Source organism: Micromonospora sp. NPDC049836, assembly GCF_044465125.1.
Lineage (GTDB): Bacteria > Actinomycetota > Actinomycetes > Mycobacteriales > Micromonosporaceae > Micromonospora.
Genome location: NZ_JBITLH010000007.1, coordinates 323,124 through 338,925, shown reverse-complemented (window position 1 = coordinate 338,925; position 15,802 = coordinate 323,124). Strand labels below are relative to the sequence as shown.

15 protein-coding genes are annotated in these 15,802 nt (G+C 75.4%); 7 read left to right on the top strand and 8 right to left on the bottom strand.

Annotation, left to right across the window (positions count from 1 at the left end; all coding sequences use genetic code 11):
- Nucleotides 1-41: 41 nt before the first annotated feature.
- On the bottom strand, nt 42-3,236 hold the full coding sequence (locus ACIBPB_RS21125) for an FtsX-like permease family protein (protein ID WP_396841231.1): 3,195 nt from the start codon (nt 3,234-3,236) through the stop codon (nt 42-44).
- Between the two features lie 111 nt (nt 3,237-3,347).
- A complete protein-coding gene (gene ligD / locus ACIBPB_RS21120) occupies nt 3,348-4,373 on the bottom strand; it encodes a non-homologous end-joining DNA ligase (RefSeq protein ID WP_357314620.1) in 1,026 nt (341 codons plus the stop codon).
- A gap of 47 nt (nt 4,374-4,420) precedes the next feature.
- Between ligD and msrB the strand changes: the two genes are divergently transcribed.
- Entirely contained in the window at nt 4,421-4,831 is a 411-nt protein-coding gene (gene msrB, locus ACIBPB_RS21115; protein ID WP_396841230.1) for a peptide-methionine (R)-S-oxide reductase MsrB, read from the top strand.
- A gap of 60 nt (nt 4,832-4,891) precedes the next feature.
- Here msrB and ACIBPB_RS21110 read toward each other — a convergent pair whose 3' ends face one another.
- The gene (locus tag ACIBPB_RS21110) at nt 4,892-5,167 is read right to left on the bottom strand and encodes an isoamylase early set domain-containing protein (protein WP_396841229.1); all 276 of its coding nucleotides are present in this window, start codon (nt 5,165-5,167) and stop codon (nt 4,892-4,894) included.
- Nucleotides 5,168-5,327: 160 nt separating this feature from the next.
- On the opposite strand from ACIBPB_RS21110, the gene ACIBPB_RS21105 reads away from it, so the two are divergent.
- The 5 genes from ACIBPB_RS21105 to ACIBPB_RS21085 all read left to right on the top strand — a co-directional run bounded on the left by ACIBPB_RS21105 (nt 5,328) and on the right by ACIBPB_RS21085 (nt 9,448).
- Nucleotides 5,328-5,588, top strand: a complete 261-nt coding sequence (locus ACIBPB_RS21105; protein WP_046565734.1) for a hypothetical protein — start codon at nt 5,328-5,330, stop codon at nt 5,586-5,588.
- Nucleotides 5,589-6,127: 539 nt separating this feature from the next.
- Nucleotides 6,128-6,784: a redoxin domain-containing protein gene (locus ACIBPB_RS21100; RefSeq protein WP_396841228.1), complete on the top strand. Its 657-nt coding sequence runs from the start codon at nt 6,128-6,130 to the stop codon at nt 6,782-6,784.
- 1 nt (nt 6,785) lies between these two features.
- Complete coding sequence (locus tag ACIBPB_RS21095) at nt 6,786-7,739, top strand: cytochrome c biogenesis CcdA family protein (RefSeq protein WP_396841227.1); 954 nt, start codon at nt 6,786-6,788, stop codon at nt 7,737-7,739.
- A gap of 9 nt (nt 7,740-7,748) precedes the next feature.
- Entirely contained in the window at nt 7,749-8,186 is a 438-nt protein-coding gene (locus ACIBPB_RS21090) for a GNAT family N-acetyltransferase (RefSeq protein WP_396841226.1), read from the top strand.
- A 152-nt stretch (nt 8,187-8,338) separates the two neighbouring features.
- A complete protein-coding gene (locus tag ACIBPB_RS21085; protein WP_396841225.1) occupies nt 8,339-9,448 on the top strand; it encodes a lytic polysaccharide monooxygenase in 1,110 nt (369 codons plus the stop codon).
- Nucleotides 9,449-9,538: 90 nt separating this feature from the next.
- Here the strand turns inward: ACIBPB_RS21085 and hemQ are convergent, their stop codons facing one another.
- The 3 genes from hemQ to hemE are packed head-to-tail and all read right to left on the bottom strand — an operon-like array spanning nt 9,539 to nt 12,830.
- The gene (hemQ, locus tag ACIBPB_RS21080; RefSeq protein WP_357314639.1) at nt 9,539-10,240 is read right to left on the bottom strand and encodes a hydrogen peroxide-dependent heme synthase; all 702 of its coding nucleotides are present in this window, start codon (nt 10,238-10,240) and stop codon (nt 9,539-9,541) included.
- Complete coding sequence (gene hemG / locus ACIBPB_RS21075) at nt 10,237-11,679, bottom strand: protoporphyrinogen oxidase (protein ID WP_396841224.1); 1,443 nt, start codon at nt 11,677-11,679, stop codon at nt 10,237-10,239. The genes hemQ and hemG overlap by 4 nt, the downstream gene beginning before the upstream one ends.
- 2 nt (nt 11,680-11,681) lie before the next feature.
- The gene (hemE, locus tag ACIBPB_RS21070; protein WP_396841223.1) at nt 11,682-12,830 is read right to left on the bottom strand and encodes a uroporphyrinogen decarboxylase; all 1,149 of its coding nucleotides are present in this window, start codon (nt 12,828-12,830) and stop codon (nt 11,682-11,684) included.
- A gap of 181 nt (nt 12,831-13,011) precedes the next feature.
- Between hemE and ACIBPB_RS21065 the strand changes: the two genes are divergently transcribed.
- Entirely contained in the window at nt 13,012-13,584 is a 573-nt protein-coding gene (locus tag ACIBPB_RS21065) for a DUF3000 domain-containing protein (protein WP_396841222.1), read from the top strand.
- Between the two features lie 94 nt (nt 13,585-13,678).
- On the opposite strand, the gene ACIBPB_RS21060 is transcribed toward ACIBPB_RS21065, so the two are convergent.
- Nucleotides 13,679-14,455 carry a hypothetical protein gene (locus tag ACIBPB_RS21060; protein ID WP_396841221.1) on the bottom strand — a complete coding sequence of 259 codons (777 nt, stop codon included), beginning with the start codon at nt 14,453-14,455 and terminating at the stop codon, nt 13,679-13,681.
- A 129-nt stretch (nt 14,456-14,584) separates the two neighbouring features.
- Nucleotides 14,585-15,802: trypsin-like peptidase domain-containing protein (locus tag ACIBPB_RS21055; protein ID WP_396841220.1), on the bottom strand; the 1,218-nt coding region annotated here is incomplete at its 5' end.

Below are 15,802 nucleotides of genomic sequence, written 5' to 3'. Positions count from 1 at the left end.
CGCCGCCTCCACGCTCGTGGTTGTCGCTCCGCTCCACCCGGTCACCGGTCTCCCCCGATTCGCAGCTGCGCCGCCGCCACCCGCTGCCGGATGCCGAGGGCGATGAACGCACTGAAGGCCAGCGCCGCCAGCAGCAGGCCGATCGCGGTCACCCCGACCGGCGTCCACGGCAGCACGAAGGCCGCTTCGGGCACCGGCCGGCTGGCCGACGGGGTGAGGATGACCAGCGGGGCCATCGTCACACCCACCGCCGAGCCCAGCAGCAACCCGACCCCGACCCCCAGCCCGGCCAGGAAGGTCTGCTCGGCCAGCAGCGCCCGGGCCAGCAGCCGGGGGGCGGCGCCGAGCGTGTGCAGCACGGCGAACTCGCCGAGCCGGTGCCGGGCGGTCGCCCAGACGTCGACGATCAACCCGACGAGAGCCAGCAGCACCGAACCGATCGCGGCGGCGAGGAGACCGGTCCGGGCGCCCTGCCAGTACGGGTCCTCGTCGGCGCTCTCGGCCACCTGCTGCCGGTCCAGCACGGTGACCCCGGGCAGGTCGGCGGCCGCGCGGGCCACCGTGCCCGGAGCGGCGCCGGCGGTGCCCAGCCACCATTCCTGCACCGCCCGGACGGCGCCGCGGTCCCGGATCAGCCAGTCCACCGCGGCCGGCAGGTCCAGCAGCACCCCGTCGCCGGCGGTGGAGGGCACCGCGGCCACCTCGCCGACCACGGTGACCGGCAGCGACACCCCGGAGAGCGACAGGGTGACCGTGTCGCCGGTATGCAGGCTCAGCGCCTCGCGGACCCGGGGGGTCATCAGCGCCGGCACCGGCTTGTTGTCGCCGGCCGGCACCACCACGAAGCGGGAGGAGTCCTGGTACGCGAACCGCCCGCCCGGCAGGAAGGTGACCTGGTTCTCGGCCGAGAGCCCGGTGGCCGTGGCCGAGACGGTCAGTCGGCCGGTGGGTTCGCCGTTGGTCGCCATCCAGGCGTCGCCGAGCTGCGCCGGCGTGGCCGTCCCGTCGGCGCCGACCAGCCGCAGGCCGGTCAGCTGCAGGCCGTACGCCGTGCCGGCCACGTCGCCGCCGTCGAGCTCGAATCCGGCCAGCCGCAGGGGCCGCTCGGACGCGGGCAGGTCCACGGTGAAGCGGGTTCGCCGGCCGTCGCCGTCCGTGCTCGCGACCGGCAGCCGGAAGGCCAGCCCGTCCGCCCGGGTCAGCAGCATCGACACGGCGATCGGGCGGGACGACAGGTTGTCGCGTACCGGGGTGCGGACCGTGCCGGTGATCGCCTTGGTGCCGACGGGCAGCTCGACCCCGGCCGGCGCGTTGCGCGCCCGGACCTGCCGGTCGAACAACGTCCGCACCGGCTCGTCGGCCAGCCGGTCGTCGAGCCGCACCAGCTGCGCCGCGGTCGCCGCGTCGAGGCTCACCACCGTGGCGGGCAGGTCGGCGCGGCCGACCCGGATCTCGTCCCGCCAGGCCGGCGACACGCGGTCCACCCCGTTCAGCGCCTCGAGCTGCCCGGCCCGACCGATCGGGGCGATCCCGTTGCGCTCGGTGATCCGCAGGTCGGCGCCGACGGTGTGGTCGGCCTGGTCGACCAGGGACCGCTCGCCGGTGGCGATCAGCGACCAGGCGAGGGTGCTGCCGCCGACGGCGAGCGCGAGCAGCAGCACCGGTCCGGCGTGCGGCCGGCGGCCCGCCTGCCACATGCCGAGGATGGTGGCGGTCCACAACTTCCGGTCGACGAAGCGCTCGGCGAACCGGGTCGCGGGCGGGAGCAGCCGGAGCGCCACCACCGCGCCGGCCAGCACGCCCAGGGTCGGCGCGGCGACCAGCAGCGGGTCGACCCCGAGCCGCCCGGCCGCGCCGGTCACCGGCGAGGAGTACTGGCGCAGCTGCGTCCAGGCCAGCACCGCGAACGCGACCAGCACCAGGTCGAGGCTGGCCCGCTGGACGGTGGCGCTGCGGTTCGGTCGGGACCGGGCCGCCAGGTCGGCCACGTAGGTGCCCGCCCCGCGCAGGGTCGGGGCGACCATCGCGAGCAGGCAGCCGGCGGCGGCCGCCGCCGCGGCCACCCAGAGCAGGGTGGGGCTGCCGGCGGTGAGCGCCAGCGCGCTCGAACGGCCGCTCATCCGGGTCAGCGTCTCGGCGGCGAGCAGCGGCCCCAGCACGGCGGCCGGCAGGACGACAAGGGTCGCCTCGCGCGCGGCGAGGCCCGCCAGTTGCCGTCGCGCGGCCCCGCGGGCCCGCAGCAGGGCGGTCTGGCTCCGCCGGTCCTCGTGCAGGAGCGCGGCGACCAGCACCAGCGCGTACCCGCCGAGGACCACGATCAGCAGCACCGGCGTGGTCAACGAGGAGCGACCCACGAGGTCGGCCCGGGCGATCCGGTTGAGCAACCCCTCCATCGCCGTGACGACCTGTGCGGAGGAGCCGAGGCCGGCCTTCTCGGGCACCTCGGTGACGGCGTGGGCGAGCGCCTGCCGGACGTCGAGCAGCCGGCCGTCCCGGGCCGCCGCGGCGAGGTCCGGCTCGATCACCCACCAGCCGGAGACCGAGCCCGGGAAGGTGGCGGCGAAGTCCGCCGGGTCCAGCACGAACGGCCCGTAGGAGGTGTCGGAGGCGGCCGTGCTGTCCGCGCCCACCCCCGGCGCCAACCGCCAGTACGGCTCGGCGGGGTCCCGCGGTCGCCAGGTCCCCACGAGCACCATGGTGCTGGCCCGTTCGGTGCTGCGGTCGAGCATCGGCACGCGCTCACCGACGGTCATCCCCAGCGCCCCGGCGACCTTCTCGGGGAGCGTCACCTGCAGCGGCTTCGCGCCCGGTGCGGGCCAGGCGCCGTCGACCAGGTCGGCGTGCGCGGGCAGGTCGTCCAGGGTCCCCAGGTTGGCGAAGACGGGGTCGTCGTCGGTACGGACCCGCGGGCCGAGGTCGCCGGTCAGTTCCCGGCCACCGCCGTACCGGGCGCCGGTGACGGTGACCGGGGTGCCACCGAGACCGGTGGCGAATCCGGCGCGCAGCGCCTGGTCCCGGGCGGCCAGTTCGGCGGCGTTCTTGCCGCCGGCGCCGCTCATCAGGATGCTCCGCTCCTCCAGCGCGGCCTTGCTCAGCAGCGCCCGCTGGCCGGCCTCCACCGCCCGACGGTTGTAGTCGGTGAGCCCCGTGACCAACGCGACCGCGACCAGCGCCGCGGCCACCGCGGCCAGCAGCAGTCCGCGCGCCTCGTTGGCCCGCCTCAACACCAATCTCATCCGGCCCTCCCCTGGCCCCGTCGGGCCGATGCCCTCCAAGAGCGGTCGGGGGCCGGGAAAGGTTCGCGCGCGTTACGTGATCGTTATCGGCCGCGTGATCGCGCGGGACGGTCAGTCGCGGGGCCGGTCCCGGTCCTTGGAGGGCTGCACCCGCTTCGGTTCGCCGGGCATCTTCGGATACTCCGGGGGGTACGGCAGGTCGCCCTGCCCGGCGGCGGCGTCCCGTTCGGCCCACTCCAGCAGCGGGCTGATGTCCCACGGCGCGTCGTCGATGCCGGCGTGCGGGTCGCCCCGCTCGGCGAACCGGGCCGGCACGCTGCCCAGGTGGAAGTCGTCGGGGTCCACGTCGGGCAGCTCGTCCCAGTCGACCGGGGTGGAGACGGTGGCCCGGGCGTTCGCCCGCAGCGAGTACGCGCAGGCGATGGTGCGGTCCCGGGCCATCTGGTTGAAGTCGACGAAGACCCGGCTGCCCCGCTCCTCCTTCCACCAGGCGGTGGTGACCAGCTCGGGGCGGCGGCGTTCCAGCTCCCGGGCCAGCGCGATGGTGGCCCGGCGTACCTCGACGAAGGTCCAGCGCGGGTGGATCCGCAGGTAGACGTGGACGCCCCGGCCGCCGGAGGTCTTCGGCCAGCCGGTCGCGCCCAGCTCGTCGAGCAGGGCCCGCAGCTCACCGGCGGCGGTGGCCGCGTCGGTGAAGTCGGTGCCGGGCTGCGGATCCAGGTCGATGCGCAGCTCGTCCGGGCGGTCGACGTCGGCGGCGCGCACCGGCCAGGGGTGGAAGACCACGGTGCCCATCTGCGCCGCCCAGGCCACGTGCGCCAGGTCGGCCGGGCAGAGCTCGGCGGCCTTCCGGCCGCTGGGGAAGCTGATCTCCGCGGTCGCCACCCACGGCGGTACGCCCCGGGCGGGCACCCGCTTCTGGAAGAACATCTCCCCCTCGATGCCCTCGGGGAAGCGTTGCAGCGTGGTGGGCCGGTCACGGAGGGCGCGCATGATCCCCTCGCCGACCGACAGGTAGTAGTGGAAGACGTCCGCCTTGGTGAACCCGCGCTCCGGGAAGATCACCCGGTCCGCGCTGCTCAGCCGCACGGTGTGCCCGGCGACCTCGATCTCCTCGACTGCCTTGCTGGCGACCATTGCGCGACCATATGCGATGGCACCGACGCCCGACGTACGGTTGAGCGGTGAGTCTTTCCGACAATGAACTGCCCCGTACCGAGGACGACTGGCGGGTCCGGCTGAGTCCCGAGGAGTTCCGGGTGCTCCGCGAGGCCGGCACCGAGGCCCCATGGACCGGCGAGTACGTCGACACCAAGACCCCCGGGGTGTACCACTGCCGGGCGTGCGGGGCCGAACTGTTCCGCAGCGAGGACAAGTTCGACTCGCACTGCGGCTGGCCGAGCTTCGACGACGCCATCCCGGGGAGGGTCAAGGAGATCCCCGACAACACCCTGGGCATGCGGCGCACGGAGATCCGCTGCGCCCGCTGCGACAGCCACCTGGGGCACGTCTTCGAGGGTGAGGGCTTCACCCCGAAGGACACCCGGCACTGCGTGAACTCGATCTCCGTCCGGCTGGAGCCGAAGGACACCTGAGCCGCCCCTCGACCACCCGCCGTGGTCGGGCCTGGCCGGGCGGCCGGGCCCGTCCGCGGCTCACAGCCGCAGCGTGCCGCCCTGCTCGTCGACGTGGTCGGCGGACTCGTCGTCCAGCCACACGCCACCGGTGGCCAGGTAGCGGAACCGGTACTCCCCGGGGCCGAGCCGGACGGTCACCGTCCGGGTGCCGTCCCGGCGGCCGACCAGCTCGTGCCGGCCGGGCTCCCAGCCGTTGAAGCAGCCGACCACGCTGACGGTGCCGGGCGGGGCGTCCCGGGGCAGGCAGAAGGTGACCCGGGTCTGGTTGCCGAAGAGCTTGTTGCGCTTGATCACGGGGGTCCTCCGGGGGCGTTTCACGGCGGTCACCTGGCCTAACGCGCGACACGCCGGGGGTGACGCGCCGTCGAGCCGGACCAGGTTCGCCGGTTTCGGTTGCCGGCCGGTGTCCGGTGCCGGACGCTGTGGTGACGGGTCCGTTTTCGGGGGGTTTCAGATGGCAACGTGCGAGGTCTGCGGCAACGACTACTGGATGGCGTTCGAGGTGCGTACGGTGAACGGCGCCACGCACACCTTCGACTCCTTCGAGTGCGCCATCCACCGGATGGCACCCATCTGCGAGCACTGCCAGATCAAGATCGTCGGCCATGGTGTCGAGGTCTCCGGCCGGTTCTTCTGCTCGGCCCACTGCGCCCGGGCGGTCGAGGGCGAGCAGGGCGCCGAGATCCGCGACGCGGTGGGCGCCCGCCCCGCCTGACCCACCCCGCCGCACGGGCCGGCGCGTGCCTGCCCAGCGGATCGCGCCACGCCCTGGTCATCTGGCCTGCGACTGCGCCATGGTGATGCCCTTCTCCACCACCAGCAGCCCGGCGGCACGACCGGACCTCGCCCTGGTCGGTAGGGACTGCACCTCGGCCGCGGCCCGCCAGCCTGCTGTCCACGCCGGTGCTGGCCGGGGGCGACCGCGGGACGGCGCACCCGCCGACGTCCTCCGATCTACCGGGCACCCCGCCTGAAAGCGATATGCCGCTGAGGCATAAAGATGCCGCAGCGGCATATCGCCTTTCGACAGGGATCCCTTCCGGCCGAGACCTGCGCACGTCGATCCCAGACATCGCCGGCTCCAGCGCCGGCCCGCCCGGACGACGACCGCCGGGCCACCCGGCCTCCCGGCCCGCCGACCCACCGACCTCCCGCAGCGGCAACCTCGGGACCGGCGCGGTCCTGGCACGGGACGAGCCTGTCGTAAGCGGGCGGTAAGGGTCGGCGGGGCGCGGGTCTGGCTAGCATCCGTGCATGCCCGCAGTCAGATCGGCACTGCTGCCGCTCGCCCTGGCCGTCACCCTCGCCCTCGCCGGCTGCGCGGACAGCGGCGGGACCGACGACGCCGCCCCGACGTCGGGCGGGCCGGCCGCCGCCGCGCCGACCGGCCTCGCCGGCACGAACGGCGCCACCGGCACGAACGGCACCACCGGCGCGGCCGGCGCCACCGGCACGAGCGGTCCCACCGCGACCGGCCCGGTCGGCAGCACCGGCAACGCCACGCCGGTTCCCGGCACGCTCGACTTCACCGCCCGCACCGTCGACGGCGGGTCGTTCGCCGGGCGCAGCCTGGCCGGCCGGCCGGCCGTGCTCTGGTTCTGGGCGGCCTGGTGCAGCCGGTGCCGGGGCGTCGCCGACGACGTCGCCGCCGTGCGACGGGACCACGCCGACCGGGTCAACCTGGTCGGCGTGGCCGGGCTGGGCAGCGGCGCGGACGCCATGCGCCGCTTCGTCCGGGACACCGGCATCACCGCGTTCCCCAACCTGGCCGACGACGAGGGCACGCTGTGGCGGCGGTTCGGCGTCACCAGCCAGGAGTGGTACGTGCTGCTCGATTCCACCGGCAAGGTGGTGCACTCCGGCGCGCTGTCCCAGGCGGAGCTGCGCCGCCGGGTCGCCGAGCTGGTCTGACATGTCGGACACCCCGTACGGGCTGGCAGTCGCCGCCGGCCTGCTCGCCGCGGTGAACCCCTGCGGGTTCGCGCTGCTGCCCGCGTACCTGTCGGTGCTGGTGCTGGGCGAGGACCGGGCGGCCGGCCGCGGGCCGCTCGCGCCGGTGCGCCGGGCGCTGGCCCTGACCGGCGCGATGACCCTCGGCTTCGTCGCGGTCTTCGGCGGGTTCGGGCTGCTCGCCGGGCCGGTGGCGGACGCGGTGGCGCGCCGGCTGCCGTGGGTGTCGGTGCTGATCGGCGTGGCGCTGGTGGTGGCCGGCGGCTGGCTGCTCGCCGGCCGGCAGCTGCCGACGATCACGCCGCGTCCGGCGACCGGCCCGGCGGTCCAGGCGCGGTTCGGCTCGATGGTGCTCTTCGGTGTGGCGTACGCGGTGGCCTCGCTCGGCTGCACGATCGGGCCGTTCCTGGCCGTGGTGGTGGCCGGCTTCCGCGCCGGCAGCCCGGCCGGCGGCGCCGGCCTGTTCGTCGCGTACGCCCTCGGCATGGGGCTGGCGGTGGGCGCCGCGGCCCTCGTGGTGGCGCTGGCCCGGGAGTCCCTGCTCCGGCGCACCAGACGGGCGGCGCCGGTGCTCGGCCGGCTGGCCGGCCTGCTGCTGATGTTCACCGGCGGCTACGTGGCCTGGTACGGCTGGTACGAGGTCCGGCTCTTCGCCGGCCGGAACGCCGACGACCCGGTGGTCGCCGCGGCCGGCCGGGTGCAGGGCGCGCTGAGCGACCGGTTGGCGCAGTGGGGTCCGTGGCCGGTCGCGGCCGCGGTCGCCGTGCTGGTCGCGGTCCCCGCCGTGATCACGCAGGTCCGTCGGCGCCACGCCACCGCACCGACCGCCACCGCACCGACCGCCACCGTCCCCGCGCGCACCGCCGTCGCCCCGGTCGCCCGGGCCGAGCGGGGTGCCGGGACGGACCCGACCTAACATCGCGGGATGCCCGTCGAGTCACACCTGGCCAGCTTCGCCGAGCTGGACGCCCGCACCTTCCACGACCTGCTCCGGCTGCGCATCGACGTCTTCGTCGTCGAGCAGGCGTGCCCGTACCCCGAGCTGGACGGCCGGGACGTCGAGCCCGGCACCCGGCACCTGTGGCTGACCCGGGACGGGGCCGTGGTGGCGTACCTGCGGATCCTGGCCGACCCGGCCGGGGTGGCCCGGATCGGCCGGGTGGTGGTCGCGCCGGCCGCCCGCGGCGGCGGCCTGGCCGGCCGGCTGATGACCGAGGCCCTCGCGCTGGTCGGCGACCGGCCGTGCGTGCTGGAGGCGCAGTCCCACCTGGTCGACTTCTACGCCGGCCACGGCTTCACGGCCAGCGGCCCGGGCTACGTCGAGGACGGCATCCCGCACACCCCGATGCGCCGGGACGGGTGACCGCGGCCCGCCGCAGAGATTGACGGATACCGCTTTCCTGTGGCACGGTGCCAGGGCGGAACCGCTACGGGAGCCAGCGCACGCGGCACGGGAGGGGCAACTCCCGCACCGTCCGGGCGTCGTTTGACCGACATCTCCACCCGGAGGCTCCGATGTCCACTCCGTACCGCCGCCGCGCCCTCGTCGCGGCGGCCCTCCTCAGTGTCGGCGCGGTCGTCGCGGCGCTGCTGAACCTCACCCTGGCCGGCCCGGCCTCCGCGCACGGGTCGGTGGTCGACCCGGCGTCGCGCAACTACAGCTGCTGGCAACGCTGGGGCAGCGACTTCCAGAACCCGGCGATGGCCACCCAGGACCCGATGTGCTGGCAGGCCTGGCAGGCCGACCCGAACGCCATGTGGAACTGGAACGGCCTGTTCCGCGAGGGCGTCGCCGGCAACCACCAGGCGGCCATCCCAGACGGGCAGCTGTGCAGCGCCGGGCACACCCAGTCCGGCCGCTACAACGCGCTCGACACGGTCGGCGCCTGGAAGACCACGTCGATCTCCAACAACTTCCGGATCAAGCTGTTCGACCAGGCCAGCCACGGCGCCGACTACATCCGGGTGTACGTGACCAAGCAGGGCTTCAACGCGTTGACCTCGCCGCTGCGCTGGAGCGATCTGGAACTGGTCGGCCAGATCGGCAACACCCCGGCCAGCCAGTGGACGCAGGAGACGTCGGGCGTGTCGATCCAGGTGCCGGCGAACGCGCCGGGCCGCAGCGGACGGCACATGGTCTACACCATCTGGCAGGCCAGCCACCTGGACCAGTCGTACTACCTGTGCAGCGACGTCGACTTCGGCGGCGGCTCCACCACCCCGCCGACCACGACCCCGCCGACCAGCACGCCGCCGACCACGACCCCGCCGACCACCACCCCGCCCACCACGCCGCCGCCGACCACGCCGAACCCGGCCGGGGCCTGCACGGCGACCTACAAGATCACCGGGCAGTGGGGCGGCGGCTTCCAGGCCGACGTGCAGGTGACCAACGGCGGCTCGCCGATCCGCGGCTGGTCGGTGAGCTGGACCTACGCCAACGGCCAGCAGGTCACCTCGGCGTGGAACGCCACGGTCAGCGCCAGCGGGACACTGGTGACCGCCCGCAACGTCGCCTACAACGGCAGCCTCGGCGCGGGCGCCAGCACCACGTTCGGCTTCACCGGCTCGTGGAGCGGCAGCAACCCGGTGCCCGGCAACCTCTCCTGCACGACGAGCGCCTGACCGCCGCCCGGCCGGGGTCGCCACCCCTTTAGGGGCGCGATCCCGGCCGGGTCCGGCTGTCGCCGGCCGGCAGGGCGTGCCGGCGCCCGCTCAGACCAGGCAGGTGACGATGTCGGCGACGGACCGGCGGCGGCCGGTGTAGAAGGGGATCTCCTCCCGGACGTGCCGGCGGGCCCGGGCGGCCCGCAGCTCGCGCATCAGGTCCACGATCCGGTGCAGCTCGTCGGCCTCGAAGGCGAGCATCCACTCGTAGTCGCCGAGCGCGAACGAGGCCACCGTGTTGGCCCGCACGTCCGGGTAGCCGCGCGCCATCCGACCGTGCTCGGCGAGCATCTCCCGCCGCTCCGCGTCCGGCAGCAGGTACCACTCGTAGGAGCGGACGAACGGGTAGACGCAGAGGTACGCCCGGGCCTCCTCGCCGGCCAGAAACGCCGGGATGTGGCTCTTGTTGAACTCGGCCGGCCGGTGCAGCGCCATCTGCGACCAGACCGGGGTTAGCGCCCGGCCCAGGGTGGTCCGGCGGAACCGCAGGTACGCGTCCTGCAGGGCGTCGCTGGAGGAGGAGTGCCACCAGATCATCAGGTCCGCGTCGGCGCGCAGCCCGGCCACGTCGTACGTGCCCCGGATGGTGACGTCCTTGCCGGCCAGCTCCTCGAAGAGGGACTCGACCTCGTCGACGACGTTCTCCCGCAGGGACGGCAGCGGGCTGGTGGCCCGGTACACCGACCACATGGTGTAGCGGATGCTGTCGTTGAGCTCCCGCAACCGGGCCGCGTTGGTCTGCTCGGTCATGCTGCCGATCCTCCCAGTGCTGTGATGATCTCTTCGGCCGCGGTCTCGCCGGAGCGGACGCAGACCGGGATGCCGACCCCGTCGTAGCCGGCGCCGGCCAGCGCCAGCGTCGGGTGGGCGGCGCGCAGCTCCGCCCGGGCCGTCGCGACCCGGCCGAGGTGGCCGGGCGGGTACTGCGGCAGCGCCCCGCCCCAGCGCTGCACGTGCCGGTCGACCGGGGCGGGCAGCGGGGTGCCGAGCGCCTTCGACAGCTCCCGGTGCACGGTGGCGACCAGGTCGTCGTCGGTGAGCTGGAGCGCGGCCTCGTCGCCGTACCGGCCGACCGAGGCGCGGACCAGGGCCAGCCCGTCCGGGCGGCGCAGGTGCCCCCACTTGGTGGTGAAGAAGGTGGCTGCCTTGATCAGCAGGCCCTCGGTGGCCGGCACCAGCAGGCCGGAGAGCCCCGGCAGCTCCGGCTCCGGCAGGGCCATGGTGAGCAGCGCGACGCTGGCGTAGTCGAGCCCGCCGACGGCGGCGGCCGCCGCGGGCACGGCGTCGGCGAGCAGCCGGGCCGCCGGGCGGGCGGGCACCGCGAGCACCACCGCGTCGACCTCGACGGCCGACGGCTCCACCCCGGCGCGCGGCGCGGAGCCGTCGGGCAACCGGGTGGGTCCGACGGTGAGCCGCCACCCGGTAGGGGTGCGGTGCAGCTCGCGGACGGCGGCGTTCCGGCGGATCGTCGCCCCGCTCTGCGTCGCCGCCGCGTCGACCAGGGTGCTCAACCCGCCGACCAGGGTGCCGAAGACCGGGGCGCCGGGCGCGCGGGGCGCGGCGGCCTGTGCGGCGCGGACCGCCCCGACCAGGGTGTGCTCCACCCGGGCCGTCCGGGCCAGGGCCGGCATCGTGGCGACCAGGGACAGGTCGTCGGCCCGGCCGGCGTAGACCCCGCCGAGCATCGGGTCGACCAGCCGGTCCACCACCTGGTCGCCGAGGCGGGCGCGGACCAGCGCGCCGACCGCGATGTCGTCGTCCGGGCCGAGCAGCGGGCGGCCCTCGTCCCGGTCGGCCGCCGCGGCCGGCCGCGCCACCGCGGCCACCTGCGCCAGATCCCCGGGTACGCCCACCAGGGTGCCGCCGGGGACCGGGCGCAGCCCGCCGTCGATCACCAGGGCGGCCTGCCCGACGGTGGGGTGCACTATCCGCTCGGCCAGGCCCAGCCGGTGGACCAGGGCCACCGCCCCGGACGCCGCGCCGGCCGGGTCCCGCATCAGGAACGACTCGGCGCCGAACTCGACCGGGCCGCCGGCCAGCTCGCCGGTGCGCAGCTTGCCGCCGAGGCGGCCGGACTGCTCGTACACGGTGATCTCGGTGCCGGCGGGGGCCCGGTCGCGCAACCGGACGGCGGCGGCCAGCCCGGTGATGCCCCCACCGATGATCGCCACCCGCCACGGTCGCGCCATGATCAGCTCCTTGCCTCCTGGGGCCGCGCGCTGAGCTCGTGCACCAGCGCGACCACCCGGGTCAACACCTCGGGGTCGGTCTCCGGCAGCACGCCGTGACCCAGGTTGAACACGTGCCCGGGGGCGGCCCGACCCTGCTCCAGGATCCGGCGCACCTCGGCCTCCACCACCGGCCAGGGGGCGAGCAGCACGCACGGGTCGAGGTTGCCCTGCACGGCCCTCTCCGGACCGATCCGGCCGGTGGCGACGTCCAGCGGCGTACGCCAGTCCACGCCGACCACGTCGGCCCCGGCCTCGCCCATCGCGCCGAGCAGCTCGCCGGTGCCCACCCCGAAGTGGATCCGCGGCACGGCCGGCTCGACGGGTCCGGCGCCCGGTCGCGTCCCCGCGCCGTCGGCGTCGGCGTCGACGAGGCCGGCGAGCACGTGCGCCGAGTGCGGCAGCACGTAGCGGCGGTAGTCGGCCTCGGAGAGCGCGCCGGCCCACGAGTCGAAGAGCTGCACCGCGGAGACCCCGGCGTCGACCTGCACCCGGAGGAACGCCAAGGTCACCTCGGCCAGCCGGGCGCAGAGCGCGTGCCACAGCTCCGGGTCGCCGTACATGAGCGCCTTGGTCTTCGCGTGGGTCCGCGACGGCCCGCCCTCGATCAGGTAGCTGGCCAGGGTGAACGGGGCGCCCGCGAAGCCGATCAGCGGGGTGTCGCCCAGCTCGGCCACGAGCAGCCGGACCGCCTCGTCCACGTAGGACACGTCGTCCCGGGTGAGCGGGCGGATCCGCTCCACGTCGGCCGCGGTACGCACCGGCTCGGCCACCACCGGCCCGGTGCCGGCCACGATGTCCAGGTCGATGCCGGCGGCGGCCACCGGCACCACGATGTCGCTGAACAGGATGGCCGCGTCCACCCCGTGCCGACGGACCGGCTGGAGGGTGATCTCGGTGATCAGATCGGGGCGGCGGCACGACTCCAACATCGGCACGTTCGCCCGGATCTCCCGGTACTCCGGCAGCGACCGGCCGGCCTGGCGCATGAACCAGACCGGGGTGTGCGGGCCCGGCTCGCGCCGGCAGGCGCGGACGAAGGGCGAGTCGGCCGGCCCGCCGCGGCGGGTTTCTCCGTCTCGGGCGGCAGTGCCCGTGGTCTCGGTGGTCATCGCGGCCAATCGTGCCACGCGCCGGACCGGCGTCCGCCGTCACCATCACCTTTTGTGACGTGAACGCAGGGGCGTCTCGGGAACCGGGGCCCCGCGCGCCCTCCCCCGTTCCCGGATGATCGAGACGAGCGCCCGGCGTGCCGTCCCGCCGAGCGGGTGGACGGCGGCATAGGCTGCCGGCATGGCCCCCCCGATCGCGCATCCGGAAACCTTCGTCCGCGCGGTCGCGGGGCTGCGATCGGTGACCTGCCGCCCGGAGATCGTGCTGGAGGAGGTCGGCGCCCCGCAGCGCCTGGCCCCCTACGCGTTCGCGCTCTCCGCCGCGGTGCTGCGGGACGGCGACGAGGTGGCCACCGGCCGACTGATCCTGCTGCACGACCCGGCCGGCCACGAGGCGTGGCAGGGCACCCTGCGGCTGGTCACCTACGTGACCGCCGAGCTTGAGGTGGACCTGGCCAGCGACCCGCTGCTGCCCGGGGTGGGCTGGACCTGGCTGACCGATGCGCTGGACGCGCAGGACGCCCGGCACCGGGCGATCGGCGGCACCGTCACCCAGACCCTCTCCACCCGGTTCGGCGAGCTGGCCGGCCCGCCCGCCGCCGGGGACATCGAGATCCGCGCGTCCTGGACGCCGCTCGGCGTCGACCTGGCCCCGCACCTGCTCGGCTGGTGCACCCTGCTGGCCTCGACCGCAGGGCTGCCGCCACCCGGCGTGACCGCCCTGCCGACCCGCCGCCCCGCCGGCGCCGCCTAGCCCGCCGGCACGGCGCGCCCACCGGCGCCGCCCAGCCCACGGCACGGCACGGCACGGGCCGCCCCGGTTGCCCGGAGCGGCCCGTTCAACCCGGTCAGAGGTAGTTCTCGGCCTCGTCGCAGATCTTGTCCAGGCCCTTGTTGGCCCGGTCGAAGCCCGCCTTGTCGCCGCGGGACGCCGCCGAGATGGCGGTGGTGAGCTTGTCCAGGCAGCTCGCGATGACCCGCTTCTGGCGGGCCTGCTCGTCCCGGTCGTTCTTGGTGCCGGTGAGGTCCTGCTCGGTGTCGGAGAGCTTGTCCCGAACCGACTGCAGGTCCGCCTTCAGCTTGTCGATCTCCTGCTGGTTGGCCGCGATCGTCCCGTTCCGCTGGCTGACCGTCTGCTCGGACTTGTGCAGCTTGCCGTTGGTGTTGACGTAGAGGCCGGTCATCACCCCACCGAGGACGAAGAGCAGCCCGGCGACCAGGGCGAGGACCAGCGTGGTGGCCCGCCCCTTGCCGGCGCCCGCCGCCGGCGCCCCGTACGGCGGGACCGCGCCCGGCGGCGCGGACATCGGCTGGGGCGCGAATCCCGGTCCGGAGACCGGCGGGCCGGACATCGGCTGCGGCCCGAACCCGGGCCCGGAGACCGGCGGGGCGGACATCGGCGCGGTGGTGCCCGGCGGGGCCGACAGCGGCTGCGGGTAGCCCGGCGGCGGGACGGGCGCGGCGCCCGGCGCGTACGGGTTGGCGGGCGGCTGGGGCAGGGTGGGGTCCGGCTGGGCCGGGCGGTACTGGCCCGGCGCGGGCTGACCACCGTACGGGTTGCCGTACATGGTGCCGCCCGGTGGCTGGGGTGGGTAACCCTCCGCGCCGGTCGGTGGCTGGGACATCCTTCTTTCCTCCAGGTCTGCTGGTCCCCCGTGGGGCGGCCGGGACGGCCGGTTCAGCGGATCGGCGTGGTCGGGGGCCACGCCTCGACGGTGTGCGCTGCGGTCAGGGACGACCGGCGACGGTGCCGGTCAGCACAGGTTGAACGTGTCACAGGCGGTCTTGATCGGGACCGCGAGGCCGATGCCCTCGGCGTCCCGGGCCTTCGCGGTGGCGATCCCGACGACCTCCTTGGCGCCGTTGATCACCGGCCCGCCGGAGTTGCCGGGGTTGATCGGCGCGTCGAACTGGATGACCGGCCCGGAGCCGCCCTCGTCCTTGCGGAACGCGCTCACCACGCCGGTGGTCACGCTGTCCTGTAGACCGAGCGGGGCGCCGACCACCACGATCTGCTGCCCGGACTTGACCGGCGTCGCCCCCGCGACCAGCGCCTTGAACCGGGCGGTGCTCCGCAACTGGGCGATGTCCTTGTCCTTGTCGACCTTCACGATGGTGGCGTCGAACCGCTGGTCGGTGCGCTCCAGGAAGACCTTGCGGCCACCGCTGTTGTAGACCGCCTCCACGACGTGGAAGTTGGTGAGCAGGGTGGTGCCGCCCCCGGCCGGCGCCTTGCCGATGGCGAAGGCGGTGCCGGTGAACTGCCCGGCGCGGACCCGGAACACGCTGGGCAGCACGGCGCTCGCCACGGCCTCCGGGTTGAAGGTGGCACCGGCCTGCTTCTCCAGGGCGTCCGCCCGGCCCTCCAGACCGTCGAACCGCTGACCGTCCGCGCCCTGCGCCTCGGCCAGCCGCCGGTCGGTCACGGTGAGCCGGTCGCCGAGCCGGTGGATCTGGTACGCCTGCACGCCGGCGACCACGGCCAGCACCCCGGCGAGGGCCAGCGCCACCACCGGCACCCAGCGTCGGCCCGGGCGCGGGCCCGGGTACGCCGGATCCGCCCCGGGCAGGGCGCCGGCCGGAGCGAGGCCACCCGGCGCGGCGACCGGCTGGCCCGGATACGCCGGACCGGATGACGGCTGGCCCGGGTAGGCCGGGCCGGACGTCGAGGAGGCCGGGTAGGCCGACCCGGACGTCGGCGCAGCCGGGTACGCCGACCCGGACGTCGGCGCAGCCGGGTACGCCGGGCCGGACGCCGGCGCAGCCGGATACGCCGGGCCGGAGGCCGGCTGGGTGGCGGCGCCAGGTGCGGCCGGCGGCCAGGCGGTCTGGGCGGTGGGGGCGGACGCCGGGGCGCCCCACTGGCCGCCCTGCGGGCTCGGGGACCAGCCGGCCCGGGGCGCGGGCGGCACCGGGAAGCCGGCGCCGGGCGCGGCCGGATGGCCGGCGGCGAAGCCGGGAGAGCCCGCGCC